The following is a 14,848-nucleotide window of genomic DNA, read 5'->3' as shown; positions in this document are numbered from 1 at the left end:
ATCAGGCGTCCTTACCGGCTACCGCCAAGTGTACGAATGGCTTGCGAGAGGGAATCCTCAGTGGATTTCATCAGCGAGGAAATGCCGTCGAATGCGCGATTGACCTGAACGAGCTGCGTCATCTGGCTGATCGCGTTGACGTTGGATTGTTCCACGTAACCCTGGACGACACCAACATGCATGTCGTCTACGACCGGCTTCGGCGCTTCCGAGAAGATCACGCCGCTATTTTCATATCGGACGAAGCCCTTGGTCGCATCGGCAGAAAACAGGCCGATTTGCCCCATGACCCTGCCGTTTTGAAGGATGCGGCCGTCCACGCCAACCGTCGGCTCGCCGCCTGCGAGATCGAGCTGGATGGGCGCACCGCCCGCGTCCAGAACCGAATAACCCTGCGTGGAAATCAGCTCGCCGGTGGTCGACATGGAGAAACGGCCATCACGCGTCATGACCTGTCCGGCAGGCGTGTTGATGGCGAACCAGGCATCGCCCTTTACCGCGAAGTCGAAGGTATTTCCCGTCTTGATGAGTTCGCCATTGCGTGTGGAAAGATAGTCATTTCCCTGTGTCACGAAGGCGATATTCGCACGCAGATCGTTTCGTGTCTGGCTCATCACATCATCGAATTTCACTTCGGTGCCACGAAAGCCAACCGTGTTCATGTTGGCGATGTTGTCTGCGATGGTCGTGAGACGACGCTCCAGCGCAACCTGGGAGGAAATGCCTACATAGATACCAGATTGCATGTCGTTCTCCTGTCCTCGGTCTCGACGTTCCATGCCGCAGTTCGGCAGGATCGAATTTGGACAGAAACTATTTGGCTTTGCTTGTGCGAAACTTTTGGTCGCTTACGAGAACCTGATCGTCGTTCGTGTCATCTCCCTCCATGCCTGATACTGAGCAGGAAAGATCGAAGTCACCGTCAAGCCAGCCTCGCGCAAGGCATCTACCATATTGCTGCAGTTGCGAAATTGGCGTCAAATGCGAGCTTCAGATGAACATTATTATCGGACTGGTTATAACTTTTGGCTGCATCATCGGCGGATACATGGCCATGGGCGGCCATCTGAACGTCCTGTTCCAGCCCTTTGAGCTTGTGATCATCGGCGGCGCCGGTCTCGGCGGCTTCATCATGGCCAACCCCATGAAGGTGGTGAAGGACAGCGGCAAGGCGCTAGGTGAAGCCTTCAAGTTCTCCGTGCCGAAGGAGCGCCATTATCTCGACGTTCTGGGCGTTCTCTACTCCTTGATGCGCGATCTGCGCACCAAGTCGAGAAACGAGATCGAAGCCCATATCGACAATCCGGAAGAATCCTCCATCTTTCAGACCGCGCCGTCCGTCCTGAAAAACAAGGAGCTGACGTCTTTCATCTGCGATTACGTTCGCCTGATCATCATCGGCAACGCGCGCAGCCATGAAATCGAAGCGCTGATGGACGAGGAAATCGAAACCATCCTTCACGACAAGCTCAAGCCATACCACGCGATCACCACCATGGGCGATTCCTTCCCGGCCATCGGTATCGTCGCCGCCGTTCTCGGCGTTATCAAAGCCATGGGCAAGATCAACGAATCGCCGGAGGTTCTCGGCGGACTGATCGGTGCGGCTCTCGTCGGCACCATGCTGGGTATCATCCTGTCCTACTCGATCTGTAATCCGCTGGCCTCGCAGGTGAAGATCGTTCGCACCAAGCAGCACCGCCTCTACATCATCGTCAAGCAGACGCTGATCGCCTACATGAACGGTTCCGTGCCGCAGGTGGCGCTGGAATACGGCCGCAAGACGATCTCCAACTACGAGCGTCCTTCGATCGATGCGGTCGAGCAGGAAATGATGAACCCTGGCGGCGATCAGAAGGCGGCTTGATATGGCAAATGCTGCTGAGCAGACAGTCTCGACAACAAGCATCGACCCCTCACTTCTTGCGAAGCTGACCGGCGGACTTGGGGACAGCAAGACAATCGCCAAGATCGGCAGTGACATCGGTCAGCTCTACTCCGCGTTTCTGCCGGACCTCTTTCACAGCGAAACGGGCATTGCCATCGATGTGGAATATACCGGCTGCGAATCGGGACTGATGACAGACCTGATTGCTGCGCTGGGCAAGAATTTCGTCGTATCGGACTGCTCGCTCCGCAACTGGTGCAGCAGTTTCATGATGGGGGCCGGCAACGCCTTCGTCATGGCATTGATGGAGCGAATGCTCGGTGCCGCACCCGATAGCATGATGGAACCGGAAATCAGACCGCTGTCGCACATCGAGCTCGATCTTGCAGCACTGGTCTTCGGTCGCATCGGCAGCGTATTGCGCTCGGCGGTCGATGCACCTGGCGGCTTCGAGGCAACAATCGATCCACCGTTCAATTCTACGGGCAAGAGCGCCCGCGAGGAGGCCTTGTTCGGTCAATTCGGCATGCTCATTCGTTTCAAAATTGAGATCGGAAAAATCGCATCCGAAATCGCCCTGATCGTTCCGCAGCGCACGCTGCTGAAGACGACGATCGTCGCGCCGAAACCATCTGCTCAGGCCCTGAAGAAGCAGGAAGAGTGGATGGACATGATCTCCGAACAGGTAAAGCGCTCGCAGGTGACGCTGGAAGCCCGGATCAAGTTGCAGACGCTGACCCTGAAGACGATTTCGCGGCTGGTGGAAGGCGACGTCATTCCGTTCCGCGATATCAGTCAGGACGATATCTGCGTGGAAGTCAGCGCGAACGGCGCAAAGATGTACAACTGCGAATTCGGACGTGCCGGAGACCGGTACACCGTAAGGGTCAAAAACAACGTCTCTACCGATGACGAGATTCTGAAACATCTGATGGGTTAAATCTAGCCTATGCCACTTAAGGTTTTGGGCAGGCTGACGCAAGTTTCAAAGGGAATAATTACCGCATGGCTACGAAAAAGACACCACTGACCGATGACGACCTGCTACCTTCACTAGGTGAACCAGCCGAGTTGGATCAGGCAATCGACGGCTTGCGCGATGTACTGAAAAGCGACGCAGAGGGTTCTCTGTCGGCTTTCGGCGATTTTGGGGATTTCGGCGGCGTGGAAAGCGAACCGGCAGGCATGAGCCTGGATGCGTTCGGCACGGATGCCGGTGGTTTTGGAATGGATGATTTCGGTGCGGGCGTGTCCGCATCGCCGTCGGCTCCCTCCCCGCTGGGAAGTGGCCTGTCGGAAAACATGGATCTCATCATGGACATCCCCATCGATGTCCAGATCGTGCTCGGAACCAGCAGGATGCTGGTCTCCGGTCTGATGGGTCTCGAAGAAGGTGCAACCATCGCACTGGAGCGCAGGATCGGTGAACCTGTCGAGATCATGGTGAATGGTCGCTGCATAGCGCGCGGCGAAATCACCGTTCTGGAGAATGACGATACCCGGTTCGGCGTCAAGCTGATCGAAGTAATGAGTACAAAGAAGGCCTAATCCCTGTGGGGACGGAGAGGAAAGACCATGATGGACTTTGAGGATTTCGGTAACCCGGTGTTGGGGAAGCCGTTGTCTCAGGCTGACAAGGCCGCCGCCGTACTTCTGGCGATGGGCAAGGGCGTGGCTGGAAAACTGCTGAAGTTTTTCACGCAGGCCGAATTGCAGACCATCATCAATTCGGCGCAGACGCTTCGTGTCATTCCTCCCGATGAACTCGCCCAGATCGTGGCCGAGTTCGAGGACCTCTTTACCGAGGGAACCGGCCTCATGGACAATGCCAAGGCCATCGAAGCCATTCTCGAAGAAGGCCTTACCCCCGAGGAAGTCGACGGTCTTCTGGGCCGTCGAGCCACCTTCCAGGCGTACGAGGCATCGATATGGGATCAGCTGCAGGACGCCGATCCACAGTTCATCGGCAGGTTCCTGATGCGCGAGCATCCGCAAACCATCGCCTATATTCTTTCCATGCTTCCTTCGTCATTCGGCGCGAAAGTGCTGCTGACGATACCTGACGAGCAGCGCGCCGACATCATGAACCGTACGGTCAACATGAAGGAAGTAAGCCCGGCAGCGGCGCAGATCATCGAAAAACGGGTCATGGCGCTGATCTCGGAGATCGAGGCGGAACGCAACGCGGCGGGCTCCGCGAAGGTTGCGGACCTCATGAACGAGCTGGACAAGCCCCAGGTCGACACACTGCTCAGCTCTCTGGAGACGCTCAGCAAGGAAGCTGCAAACAAGGTCAAGCCGAAGATCTTCCTCTTCGAAGACCTCATGTACATGCCGCAGCGCAGCCGCGTCACGCTGCTCAACGATGTATCGTCGGACATTCTCACCATGGCGCTTCGCGGCGCCACGGCAGAGATCAAGGAATGTGTGCTGGCGAGCATCAGCCCGCGCCAGCGCCGCATGATCGAGTCGGATCTGGCCGTACCAAGTGCCACTCTCAACACCCGCGAAGTGGCAATTGCTCGACGCGCCGTTGCACAGGAAGCGATTCGCCTGGCAAATTCCGGCCAAATCCTTCTCAAGGAAGCAGGCGAAGGCGCTCAATCGGCCGCAGCTTGAAGATAAAACACTGTGCGTCCATCGGGCGCACAGTTTCTGTCCCACCCCTCATCAACGCCGTCGCTGTTCGCGGTTGATAAGGCCTTTGTAGACCCTGACCGCGCCTTGCGGTCCCACTCCCCTTACATGTAAACTCGAAAGAACGGTCTGCCGGATCAGGCAGGCTTTTTTCGATTAGGGGACCGACCTTGGCAGACGAGGACAAGGACAGTAAAACAGAAGACCCGTCAGCCAAGAAACTGAGCGACGCTATCGAAAAGGGCAATATCCCCGCCTCCAGCGAAGCGTCACTCTTTGCCTCCACCCTGGCCTTTTACGTCTATCTCGTTTTTTTCCTGCCCGATGGCATGCGCCGGCTCGTCCAGTCATTGACGGACATCATGGAGCGCCCGGAACAATGGCGGCTGACGACTGCTGCCGACCTCGTTTCGCTTGGATTGCATCTCGCCAAGGAGATGGGTGCGCTTTTCCTTCCGGCAGCCATCATGTTCATCGTATTCGGCCTTGCCCAGTCTTTCGCGCAGAACCTGCCGCAATTCGTCATAACCCGCATTTCACCGGAATTTTCGAGAATTTCTCCCGTCAAAGGCTTTCAGAAAATTTACAGCACCGTCGGGATGGTCAATTTCGGCAAATCGCTTTTCAAGGTCGCGGTCGTCGCCGTCATCATGTTCTTCGTTCTCAAAAGCGATTACTACAATCTTTTGAACACCCTGCTTGCCGACCCGCAAACGATCATCCCTATCGGCTATGACCTGCTGAAAAAAATGGTGGTCGTCATACTGTTTGCGACAGCCATCCTGACTGCGGTGGACTATGCCTGGACGAAACATCACTGGTACAGCCAGTTGAAGATGACCAAGCAGGAAGTCAAGGACGAGAACAAGCAGGCGCAGGGCGACCCTATCGTCAAGGCGCGTCAGCGCTCGGTTGCGAGAGATCGGGCCCGTCGCCGCATGATAGACAGCGTCCCACGCGCCACCCTCATCATCACCAACCCAACCCACTATGCCGTTGCACTGCGCTATGACAAATCGGAAAGCGACGCGCCTGTGGTGGTCGCCAAAGGTCAGGATCTCATCGCGCTCAAGATCAGGGAAATTGCGCAGATAAACGGCATACCGATTTTTGAGGACCCGCCACTCGCTCGCTCCATGTTTGCGCAAGTCTCGGTAGATAGTGTGATCCCGTCAGTATTTTATAAGGCAGTGGCTGAACTTATTCACAAGGTTTACGCCGCGCGCCAAAACAAAAGACGGGTAAACTGATCACAATGAAAAAATGCTCATATTCTGCTGAAAGAGAAGAGATACTGGCACGCGCGATAAGCCCCGTAGCCGCCGAGCTTCGCCTGATCGACGCTGCTGACCTGATATCTCTCTTAAAGTTCGAATATTACAACAGTTTGTCGGATCTCGTCGATTCGGCAGCAGAGCTCTACTTTCACCCCGGCACCGTTTACTTCGGTATCGGCGGAGACTACACGCTGGATTGGGATACCTACCCCTCCATAACGCTTGACCTTGAAATCAAGCCGAAAGGCGTAACCATCTACGCGCAGTTGATGCTGGGCAAGGATGAGGCCGGTATCAACATCAACTACATCAACTTCCAAAATCCATCGAACGACCCGAACGAAAATACGGCATTTCTGGCTGACAGCCTACGAAACGCCGCCTTCTACACCGGCTCGGAATCCGTTGCACTCAGCGCCGCGCACTGAGAATACCCAAGCCTTGATTACCCAGAAAACGCGGCATACGAAAGTTTGCCGCGTTTTCTGTCTTTCCTTCGGCCTTCGGGAATGTTCCGTAACCCCGGTTATCGCGCCAGAATATAAGACGCCAGACGCTCGGCGGCATCCGTGATCTGTGCCGGGTTGCGCAGGAAGCAGGCCCGCAGGAAAAGCTCGCCGCCAGCGCCGAAGGCTCTTCCGGGCGCAAGTCCAACGCCGACCTTGTCGACGATATCGAACGCAGCCGCGCGGGTGTCGGTTACGCCGTCGATCTTCAGGAAGGCATAGAGCGCGCCGTCCGGTTTCAGCGTTTCGACGCGGTTCGTCGCAATCAAGGCGTCGCAAAGGATGTCGCGTGATTGTGCGGCGCGGGCAATGTTCTGGCCGATGAAATCGTCTCCATCGTCAAGCGCTGCAATCGCGCCGCGCTGCATGAACTGTGCAACGCCCGAGGTGGAATACTGGATGAGGTTTTCGATGACCTGACCGATTTCCGGCGGGGCCACCAGCCAGCCGACACGCCAGCCCGTCATCGACCAGTTCTTGGAGAATGAGTTGGCGAATACGATGCGGTCGCCATCTTCCATGATGTCGAGAAAGGACGGCGCACGTCCGCCTGCGTAATGGTAAAGCGCGTAGATTTCGTCGGCGACGATCCAGAGGCCGTGCTTGCGGGCAAGCGTCAGGATGTCGCGCAGGTTATCCAGCGTTGCCGTCCAGCCAGTGGGGTTCGATGGCGTATTGATGAACAGCGCCTTGGTCTTCGGCGTGATCGCCTGCTCCAGCTTGGCTATATCGATATCCCACTTGCCATTGACGAAATCGATGGCGACCGGCACCGCCTTTGCCCCTGCAACACCGATGGCAGCGACGATGTTCGGCCATGTCGGCGTAAGATACACCATCTCGTCACCCGGCGAGGTCAAAGCCTGCACGGCCAGTACGATGGCCTGCATGCCCGAACCGGTGACATAAAAATGGTTGGAAGGCAAAGCCTTGCCGAAATGACGCTGATAGTAGCGACCGAGCGCATCGCGCAGACCGGGTATACCCTGCTGCCAGGTGTAGAAGGTCTCGCCCGCCGTCAGCGCATCCGCTGCGGCCTTTGCAATGAAATCGGGCGTCGGCAGATCGCCCTCGCCCACCCACAGGGGAATGAGGTTTTCCCTGTCCTGCGCGTATTTCTTGACTTCGACGATACCGCTTTGCGGGGCAGCCAGAGCGCGGCTGCTGAGACTGTTCAACACTGACATAAAAAAAGGCACTCCATTCGAAGTGCCTTCTTAGCGCATGATTTGTCTGCTGTGCATGATAATCCGTGAAGCAATCACGGATTTTGCTTATGAGTTGAGTGGATCGTTGAAGCCGGTCGCGGATGGAGCAGGCCGGGTTTTCAAGAGATCCCGGATTTCCATCAGAACCTTCACGTCTTCCGGCGGTGGTGCCGGTGCCTTCGGCTCTTCCACCTTTTGGCGCTCGACGGAAGAACGGATCTTGTTCACACCCTTGACCATGAGAAAGATGATCCAGGCCAGAATGAGGAAGTTGATGAGTATGGTGATGAAGTTGCCGTAAGCGAAGACTGCACCCTGCGCACGTGCTGCGGCAAGCGATGGGGCCGTCACCGCCGAGCTTAGCGGAATGAAGTAGTTCGAGAAATCGAAGCCGCCGAAGATGGCGCCAACGATCGGCATGATCAGATCGTTGACCACCGAGTCTACGATCTTGCTGAACGCCGCGCCGATGATGACGCCGACCGCCAAGTCCATGACGTTTCCGCGCGCGATGAATGTTTTGAATTCGTTGAGCATCCAGATGTCCCTCTTCGAAGCCCTCTCCACCGACATAGATGCTGTCGGCAAGCTTATGATAGCACTCAATTTTAGAATGTGCAGATAAATGACGCGCAATGCATTTGTTCGGTTCCAACCGTATTAAACTTTATGTCGAGGCCGCGCCAATTCTCAATTGCGTGGAATTGTCATAAGCTCGTCTTCGAAGACGGTGCGGGAGAACCAAGTGCTTCCTGGGTGGGTCATATTCGTTTCGGCGTTCGCCTATATTCTACTGCTCTTTGCAGTGGCAAGTTATGGCGACCGTAAAAGCCGCAACAGGGGCTCTTCCAACAAGGGCCGCCCGATAGTCTATGCGCTGAGCCTTGCGATCTACTGTACCTCCTGGACCTATTTCGGTGGTGTCGGACTGGCATCCGAACGCGGGCTGGAATTTCTCGGCATCTATACCGGCCCCATCCTTGCCTTCACGCTCGGAATGCCGCTCATCCGGCGCATCGTGGAGCTTGCCAAAGCGGAAAAGCTGACCTCGGTCGCGGATTTCATCGCCGCGCGTTACGGCAAGAACCCCACAGTCGCCACGATCGTTTCCATCATCGCACTCGTCGGCGCCATTCCATACATCGCGCTTCAGCTAAAGGCGGTATCGAGTTCCGTTGCAGCCATGGTTGATCCGAGCGCCTATGGCATCGGCAGCGGCAATCTCTATTTTCTCGATCTGCCGTTGATCGTCACGGTCGTCATGGCAGGTTTCGCCGTGATGTTCGGCACGCGGCACACCGATGCGACGGAGCATCAGGATGGCCTGATCCTCGCGATTTCGATGGAATCGGTCGTCAAGCTTCTGGCGATCTGCACCGCCGGCGTCTATGTCGTGTTCTTCCTGTTCGACGGCCCATCGCATCTGTGGCAACTGGCGTCGGAAAACAGCCAGGTCATGCAGGCGGTTTCCTACCAGACGCCGATCAGTCGCTGGATCGTGCTGACCCTGCTATCCGCCTTCGCCATCATTCTGCTGCCGCGCCAGTTCCATGTCACGGTAGTGGAAAACCGCACGCCAAAAGAATTGCGAATGGCGGGTTTCCTGCTGCCGCTCTATCTCATCGCCATCAATATCTTCGTGCTGCCGATTGCCGTCGCAGGACTGCTGACGCTTGGCAGCAACGGCGATGCCGATCTTTACGTGCTGCAACTTCCGCTCTTCAACGATATGCCGCTGGTGTCGCTCATCACCTTCATCGGCGGATTTTCCGCTGCGACAGCGATGGTCATCGTTGCGTCCGTTGCGCTTTCCATCATGGTTTCCAACGATATCCTGATGCCGATTTTTCTACGGCAGAAACTCTTGAACCGGTCGCCGCACCGCGACGATTTTGCCAAGACGCTTCTGAACATCCGCCGCACCGCGATCTTCGTCGTCCTGCTGCTCGGTTACGCCTATTACCGCGCCGCAGACAGCACCTCCGGCCTCTCCTCCATCGGCCTGCTGGCCTTTGCGGCGATAGCGCAGATGGCCCCATCCCTGTTCGGAGGGCTGTGGTGGCGCAGGGCAAATGCGCGTGGGGCCATTGCGGGCCTCTGCTCGGGCTTCATCGTCTGGGCCTATCTCCTGTTTCTGCCCAGTCTCGGCGGACCGGATTACTCTCATGTCGCAGCAACGATACTCAGCTTCGTCTTTCCCGGCACGGAATTGTTCAACGGTCCGGACGCCGATCCCCTCGTCAACGCCGTCACGCTCAGCCTTCTCGTCAATTGCATGGCTTTCGTGCTTGGCTCGCTCTCGCGCAATCCGCGCCCCGTGGAGCGCATCCAGTCCGGTATTTTCGTAAAACGGCATTCGCGGTCCCAATTCGCAACCAAGGGATGGAAAACCCGCGTCAGCGTCGGCGATCTTAAAAGCGCGGTTGCCCGTTATCTCGGCGAAGAACGTATGCTGCGCTCGCTGAGCGCTTACGAAAAATCGGCAGGCCGAAAGCTGGAAGACGAGCAGCCCGCGGATATGGCGCTTATCCACTTTTCCGAGCAGTTGCTCGGAAGCGCCATCGGCTCGTCTTCGGCACGGCTGGTTCTCTCACTCATCCTGCAAAAGGCGGAGGACACCAGCGCCGATACTGCCTGGTTGCTGGATCAAGCCAGCGAGGCGCTGCAATATAACCAGGACATGCTGCAAACGGCCTTGGCCCAGATGGATCAAGGCATTGCCGTCTTCGACAGTTCACAGCAACTGACGATCTGGAACCGGCGCTTCCGCACCCTGCTGGACCTCCCCGAACAGTTTGGTCGCGTTGGATTGCCTTTAAGCGAAATCGTCGCAATGCTGGAAGAACGCGGGGATATCGCAGCAGGCGACCAGAACCACAGCATCAACCAGTTCCTGACGATGGACAAGCCCTTCTCGCTTGTCCTTTCCGGCGGCCAACGCATCATCGAAGTTCGCTCCAATGCGATGCCGGACAAGGGCGTTGTCGCGACGTTTACCGATATCACCCAACGCGTTGCCAGCGATCAGGCGCTGAAACAGGCGAATGAGACGCTGGAACAGAGGGTTGCCGAGCGCACGGGCGAGCTGACGCGGGTTAATCATGAGCTTGCCGATGCGCGCGCTGCTGCCGAAGATGCAAATATCGGCAAGACCCGTTTCTTCGCCGCCGCCGGTCACGATATTCTCCAGCCGCTCAACGCAGCACGACTTTACTCGTCAGCTCTGGTGGAGCGCATCGGGGAATCAGAAAACAGCAATCTGGTTCAGAATATCGATTCCGCGCTGGAGTCGGTCGAAACCATATTGGGTGCAGTTCTGGATATATCCCGACTGGATACGGGATCGATGAAACCGCGTGTCGCACCCGTTCCCCTCAATGATCTTTTGAAGCGTATCGAAACCGATTTCGCGCCTATGGCACGCGAAAAAAACCTCAAACTCGTCGTGATGCCGACGTCACTCATGGTTCGCTCCGATATCAACCTTTTGCGCAGGCTGGTTCAGAACCTCGTTTCCAATGCCATCAAATATACCATGTCCGGCAAGATCGTCGTCGGTGCAAGGCGGCGAGGGAAAGACGTCATCATCCAGGTCATCGATTCGGGAATAGGCATCCCACACTCGAAGTTCAGAACGATCTTCAAAGAGTTTGCACGCCTGGATGAAGGCATGAAGGCCGCGGCAGGTCTCGGGCTCGGCCTTTCCATCGTGGACCGTCTTTCCCGAATTCTGCATCATCCGGTTCGTCTTACTTCAGAGTCGGGCAAGGGTACGTCGTTCCGGGTGCATGTGCCCTGCGATACCGTTCATGCAAAAGCAGGCAAGGCAGTAGAGCGGAATGCTGTTCAGATGGAGCGACCGCAGTTGCATGGCTGCCGTATCTTGTGCATCGACAATGAGCCCAAGATTCTCGAAGGCATGACGCTGTTGATGTCCGGCTGGGGCTGCCATGTCTCCCAGGCTGCGTCCCTGACGGATGCGATGGCGTCACGAGAAAATATGGCTTCCGCACCGGACATGATCATAGTCGATTATCATCTCGATGACGGAAACGGCATAGACGCCGTAAAAAGCATCCGGCAAGCTTTCGCCAAAGAGATCCCTGCCCTGCTGATAACCGCCGACCGCACGCCGGAAGTGAGGGCAGACGCCGAGAAGGAAAATATCGGTGTCCAGCATAAGCCCGTCAAACCGGCAGCGCTTCGTGCCTATGTCAGCCAGGCGGTCACGGTAAGGCGTGCAGCGGCGGAGTGAACGGCCAACCACCGCAACGAAAAAAGCCGCCCAATCCGGGCGGCTTCGTTTGTTCTTTTGAGCGTGTAGAGAACGATCAGGCCGCGCGGCTGTAGCGATCCTGGCCTTGAGATCCGGCGTGGGACTGCTCCATGCGGAAGCGCTGAACGAGGCTTAGGAGTGCTTCGACCTCTTCCGACAGCATCTGGCTGGCAGCACTCGATTCTTCCGCCATGGCCGCGTTCTGCTGGGTCATCTGGTCCATCTGGTTTACGGAACCGTTCACTTCCTGCAACGCGGAAGACTGGTCCTGCGTGGCGGTTGCGATGGTTTCGACATGCTGGCTGACGACCACGATCTGCTGGCTGATGCTGGACAGAACCTGACCGGCCTCCTGTACGAGCAGCGCGCCAGTGCCGACTTCGGTGGTGGACTGGTTGATCAGCGTCTTGATCTCGCGTGCCGCATCGGCAGAGCGCTGGGCAAGCTCACGCACTTCCTGAGCAACGACGGCAAAGCCCTTGCCCGCTTCACCAGCGCGTGCAGCTTCGATACCGGCATTGAGTGCCAGAAGGTTTGTCTGGAACGCGATATCGTCGATGACTTCGATGATCTGTTCGATCTTCTTCGAAGCGTCCTCGATACGGTTCATGGCATCCACGGCGTTCTTGACGACCGTGCCGGAGCTGTCGGCGCTCTTCTGCGTCAGGCGCACGGCCTGATTGGCTTCGCGGGCACGTTCTGCGGAAGACTTGACGGTGACCGTAATTTCCTCGACGGCAGCAGCGGTCTGCTCCAGCGAGGCTGCCTGCGATTCGGTACGTCTGGACAGATCGTTGGAAGACTCGCGCATTTCCTGTCCGTTATGCTGGATGACCAGCGTTCTTTCGCGGATCTGCGCCAGAACATCCTTGAGGTTTTTCAGCGAATTGTTAAAGTCCGTGCGCAACTGCTCGAGGCGACCGGAGAACGGCGTATCGATCGTCTGTGTCAGGTCACCATGGGAAAGTCGCTCCAGACCGCTTGCAAGTTGGCTGACCGCGAATTCGATCTGCCGGTCCGTCTCGCGCTTCTCCGCATCGTTGCGACCGCGCTCGGCTTCGGATTCCGCACGCTCCTGCGCGCTGCGTCCTTCAATCACCAGCTTTTCATGGGCGTTGTCGCGGAAGACTTCCAGCGCGCGCGCAATGTTGCCGAACTCATTCTTGCGGTGCAGGTATGGGATTTCCGTATCGAGCTTGCCATCCGACAGCGACTTGACCGCATTTGTCAAAATGCCGAGCGGCTTCAGACCACGGTTGATGAGGAAATATCCGAGAAAACCGAACACCAACATCACCGCAAGCCCGCAAATCACGACGATATTGCGAAGACCTTCAATATGGCTCTGATAAACCTCCATCGGCACGCCGACGAAAAGAATGCCAACCGTCGCACCCGCCTTGGAGAGAACGGGCATGTAACCGGTCATGTAATCCTTGCCGAACAGCGATGCCTGGCCGAAATAGGCCTCGCCCTTTGCCATTCTGGCATAGGCAGGGTGATCCGTCGCCAGCTTCGTTCCGACAGCGCGTTCGCCATTTTCCTTTTTGACGTTGGTGGAGATGCGCAGATAGTCAGTCCCCTGCGCCTGGAAAACTGTCGCCACGCCGCCGTTGGCCGTACCGGTACGGTCCACCAGATCGAAGTCCAGCAGCGTTCCGATGCTTGGACGGCTGACGGTTTTCAATTCACCGTTCTGGATATCGACAGTGGCACCGCCAACCTTCATTTCATAAAGTATCGCCATGCTTCTGACGGCTCGCTGCGTATCCATGAGCGCGCTTTGCATGACATCTTCCTTGAGCCGGAAATATGTCGATGTACCGACGGCAACAATGCCGAGAAAAATGAGCGCGACAGTCAGACATACCATCTGAACGACTATCGACCTCGAAAAGAAATTTGCCATAACTGACCCCGAGATTTTTGATTTTCCTCAATCTGGGCCATAAATGTTAATATTCGCGGAATCGGGAAAGACTTTAAATACGGGAAAATATTGCTCTTTTTGGATCAGCCCGCAGGGAACGAATAACAGGTCTATCGGTATACTGAAATTATATCATAATAGTATTTCGATATAAAATATAATCCAAAAACCTGCATTCTATACTCTCATATAGACTTCCAGGCTTTCTACACACTATAAAAATCAAGAAATTCTACGATGCAGACGTAGAACTATTTTCCGCCTTCGATCCATGCCGCAGCATTACTCCATTGGGCGATGGAGCATGCACGCGATTTGCTACATAAGCAGTGCGATTAGTATCACCCATAAAATCGATGGGAATCCTATCGTGCTGTTCAGTGTATGTAGCCAAGCCGGATTGCCTTGGCGATGGCCTGGATTCGGTTGACGGAATCAAGCTTGATGGTGGCCGAGCCCAGATACGCATTGACTGTGTGAACCGAGAGGCCAAGCTTGGTAGCGATTTCTTCGCTGATGCGGCCATCCCCTGCCAACTGCAGGCAGGCAATTTCTCTTTCGCTCAGAGATTCTGCGGGTGCGACACGGCGCTCATCCAGCGCAAGAAGGTCGACCATGATGTGGGTAGCTTTGATATGCTGGTCGAGAATGAGCTCGTTATCAAGCAGCAGGCTGCCGCCGCAGAAGATAATATATCCGTTGCCAAGCGTGCCCAGACGGACCGGCAGCGCAAGACCTGAGTAGGCAAGCACATCATTGTCGAGACGAAGGACGAGTGAGGGCACGTCCGGCAGATCGGAAAAGCCTGTGCCGTTTTCATTCTTCCAAATCAGCGGGAGCAGCGAGCGTTCCAGATGATCGAGCAGCCGGTCGCCCATGGCCTGTATCAGACGGGTGCTCTGCTCATTGACATTCGCACCCCAGTTTTCAAGTTCGCAGGAAAGCTTCCGTTTGTTTGGGAAGCCGGAAGCGACCGTTCTGAAAACGACGAAATTCTTCGCTCCAAGACTTCTCTGCATGGCGACGAGCTTCGGGAACAGGTCCGATCTGCTGACCGACGCGCCAAGCTTCATCGGCGGCGACTGCTGGCTCTTCTCGACCTCGGAATCCTTGAAATATCCCATCC

The 14,848-nt window shown here is 56.2% G+C and carries 12 protein-coding genes; 7 read left to right on the top strand and 5 right to left on the bottom strand.

Annotated elements, in window-relative coordinates:
- Positions 1-11: 11 nt before the first annotated feature.
- On the bottom strand, positions 12-746 hold the full coding sequence (gene flgF, locus G6L28_RS01860) for a flagellar basal-body rod protein FlgF (RefSeq protein ID WP_174062084.1): 735 nt from the start codon (positions 744-746) through the stop codon (positions 12-14).
- A 248-nt stretch (positions 747-994) separates the two neighbouring features.
- Between flgF and motA the strand changes: the two genes are divergently transcribed.
- The 6 genes from motA (at position 995) to G6L28_RS01830 (ending at position 6,230) form a co-directional block, all read left to right on the top strand.
- A complete protein-coding gene (motA, locus tag G6L28_RS01855; protein ID WP_174062083.1) occupies positions 995-1,867 on the top strand; it encodes a flagellar motor stator protein MotA in 873 nt (290 codons plus the stop codon).
- A 1-nt stretch (position 1,868) separates the two neighbouring features.
- Positions 1,869-2,828 carry a FliM/FliN family flagellar motor switch protein gene (locus G6L28_RS01850; RefSeq protein WP_174062082.1) on the top strand — a complete coding sequence of 320 codons (960 nt, stop codon included), beginning with the start codon at positions 1,869-1,871 and terminating at the stop codon, positions 2,826-2,828.
- Positions 2,829-2,893: 65 nt separating this feature from the next.
- On the top strand, positions 2,894-3,436 hold the full coding sequence (fliN, locus tag G6L28_RS01845; RefSeq protein ID WP_174062081.1) for a flagellar motor switch protein FliN: 543 nt from the start codon (positions 2,894-2,896) through the stop codon (positions 3,434-3,436).
- Between the two features lie 27 nt (positions 3,437-3,463).
- Positions 3,464-4,507: a flagellar motor switch protein FliG gene (gene fliG / locus G6L28_RS01840; protein WP_174062080.1), complete on the top strand. Its 1,044-nt coding sequence runs from the start codon at positions 3,464-3,466 to the stop codon at positions 4,505-4,507.
- Between the two features lie 188 nt (positions 4,508-4,695).
- Positions 4,696-5,775, top strand: a complete 1,080-nt coding sequence (gene flhB / locus G6L28_RS01835) for a flagellar biosynthesis protein FlhB (protein ID WP_174062079.1) — start codon at positions 4,696-4,698, stop codon at positions 5,773-5,775.
- 5 nt (positions 5,776-5,780) lie between these two features.
- A complete protein-coding gene (locus G6L28_RS01830; RefSeq protein WP_174062078.1) occupies positions 5,781-6,230 on the top strand; it encodes a hypothetical protein in 450 nt (149 codons plus the stop codon).
- 98 nt (positions 6,231-6,328) lie between these two features.
- Here the strand turns inward: G6L28_RS01830 and G6L28_RS01825 are convergent, their stop codons facing one another.
- Positions 6,329-7,495, bottom strand: coding sequence for a pyridoxal phosphate-dependent aminotransferase (locus tag G6L28_RS01825; protein ID WP_174062077.1), 1,167 nt, complete (start codon positions 7,493-7,495; stop codon positions 6,329-6,331).
- Positions 7,496-7,582: 87 nt separating this feature from the next.
- On the bottom strand, positions 7,583-8,053 hold the full coding sequence (gene mscL / locus G6L28_RS01820; RefSeq protein WP_174062076.1) for a large conductance mechanosensitive channel protein MscL: 471 nt from the start codon (positions 8,051-8,053) through the stop codon (positions 7,583-7,585).
- Positions 8,054-8,261: 208 nt separating this feature from the next.
- Between mscL and G6L28_RS01815 the strand changes: the two genes are divergently transcribed.
- Complete coding sequence (locus G6L28_RS01815) at positions 8,262-11,771, top strand: NahK/ErcS family hybrid sensor histidine kinase/response regulator (RefSeq protein ID WP_174062075.1); 3,510 nt, start codon at positions 8,262-8,264, stop codon at positions 11,769-11,771.
- Positions 11,772-11,847: 76 nt separating this feature from the next.
- Here G6L28_RS01815 and G6L28_RS01810 read toward each other — a convergent pair whose 3' ends face one another.
- Together G6L28_RS01810 and visR are read right to left on the bottom strand one after the other, a co-directional pair.
- Positions 11,848-13,701, bottom strand: a complete 1,854-nt coding sequence (locus G6L28_RS01810; RefSeq protein WP_174062074.1) for a methyl-accepting chemotaxis protein — start codon at positions 13,699-13,701, stop codon at positions 11,848-11,850.
- Between the two features lie 398 nt (positions 13,702-14,099).
- On the bottom strand, positions 14,100-14,846 hold the full coding sequence (visR, locus tag G6L28_RS01805) for a transcriptional regulator VisR (RefSeq protein WP_174062073.1): 747 nt from the start codon (positions 14,844-14,846) through the stop codon (positions 14,100-14,102).
- Positions 14,847-14,848: the final 2 nt, after the last annotated feature.

It is taken from the genome of Agrobacterium larrymoorei, from assembly GCF_013322225.1.
GTDB lineage: Bacteria > Pseudomonadota > Alphaproteobacteria > Rhizobiales > Rhizobiaceae > Agrobacterium > Agrobacterium larrymoorei_A.
Note: the sequence above shows the minus strand (reverse complement) of the source record. Positions and strands in the feature narration are given on the sequence as shown.